General features: G+C 69.6%; 1 protein-coding gene. It reads right to left on the reverse strand.

Annotated elements, in window-relative coordinates:
* Nucleotides 1-18: 18 nt before the first annotated feature.
* Complete coding sequence (locus ACFWYW_RS59345) at nt 19-1,224, reverse strand: IS110 family transposase (RefSeq protein ID WP_379628339.1); 1,206 nt, start codon at nt 1,222-1,224, stop codon at nt 19-21.
* Nucleotides 1,225-1,475: the final 251 nt, after the last annotated feature.

The raw sequence follows: 1,475 nt of genomic DNA on the forward strand, positions 1-1,475 counted from the left end.
GGCTGCCTAATGCTTCTGTCAAGCTGCGGTGCGGATCTGGTGGCCGGGGTCGTAGGGCTTGCGGGTGCGCAAGATGGCGTGCAGGACGTTGATGCGGCGGCGGGCCAGGGCGATGAGTGCCTGGTGGTGCCGCTTGCCCTCGGCGCGTTTGCGCTCGTAGAAAGCGCGGCTGGCCGGGTCGCAGGAGATGGCGACGAAGGCCGACTGGTAGAAGACGCGTTTGAGGGCCTTGTCGCCCGCGGTGGCGCGTTGCAGGTAGCGGACCTTGCCGGACTGTTGGAGGACCGGGGCCAGGCCCGCGGCCGAGGCGAGCTGGTCAGCGCTGGGAAAGCGTGCGATGCCGCCGGTGGTGCCCAGCAACTCCGCGGTCAAGGTGGCCCCCATCCCCGGCATGCTGCGGATGAGGGCCGCGTCAGGGTGGCTATCGAGCACCTCGGCCAGGCGGTTGTCGGTGGCTTTGATCCGCTCGCGGGTGCTCAGCGCTTCGTCGGCCAGCTCGCGCACGATGTCAGCGGCGACCTGCTCGCCGGGCAACTGGACCTGCTGGGCGTGCGCGGCAGCCAGGGCCGCCTCGGCCAGCGCCTGGATCGTGGTGGTCTTCACCCGGCCCGCACCACGCAGATAGGCGATCAGCCCGGCTCGTCCGGCGGTGCGGATCTCGGTGGCGGTGACATAGCGGGCCAGCAGCCACAATCCCAGCTTGCCGGTGGCATCCACACGGCGTTCCAGGCCGGGATGGATCGAGGTCAGCAGGTCACGCAGGCGGCCGATGCGGCGGGTCTGATCGCGTACCAGGTCACTACGGCGCCCTGCCAGCAGCCGCAACGCGGTGTCCTCAGCGCGCATCGCGGTCACCGGCCGCAGGTCATCACGCATCCGCACCTGGTCCGCGATCACCTTCGCGTCCTTGGGATCGCTCTTGCGCTCCCCGCCGGTCGTCGCGCGCCGGGCTCGGGCCACCGCCAGCCCCGGCACATGCACGACGGTCAGCTCGGCGGCGACCAGCATCGCCTCCAGCAGCCCGGCGATCCCGCCCAGCAAGTCGATGCCCACCCGGGCGCCGCCGTGCTCGGCCTGGGCCGCCTCGATCTGCTCGATCAGGGCGGCGATGCCGGCCGGGGTGTTGTCCACCCGGCGACTGACCAGCACCTGACCGGTCCCAGCGATCTTGATCTCCGCCCAGTGGAACTCCTTGGCGACATCGATTCCCACGGCAACAGCCATCGTTCCCCCTTCAGCTACCTTCGCGTGCTGCAACTCCCCGCCGGCCTTGCCCTACATAGCGATCGATCGCAGTGCCCAATCAGCGGTCAAGGAGAAGCGGTGAGGCAGGGGGCACAGCCACCTGAGCCATCGACGGCAGCCGGCATGAAAGCCATCCCTGCCTCACCCGCACATCCCGATCTTGCCTCTCCAGGCTCAGCAGCGCGCTCAGCCCCTGGCGTAACGGGAGTGCCTACTCAGAAAGGTAGGGC

It is taken from the genome of Nonomuraea sp. NPDC059023 (assembly GCF_042740095.1).
Taxonomy (GTDB): Bacteria; Actinomycetota; Actinomycetes; order Streptosporangiales; family Streptosporangiaceae; genus Nonomuraea.

Coding starts and splice junctions, on each gene's coding strand:
- ACFWYW_RS59345 (WP_379628339.1), bottom strand. CDS start 1,224: ATGGCTGTTGCCGTGGGAATCGATGTCGCCAAGGAGTTCCACTGGGCG.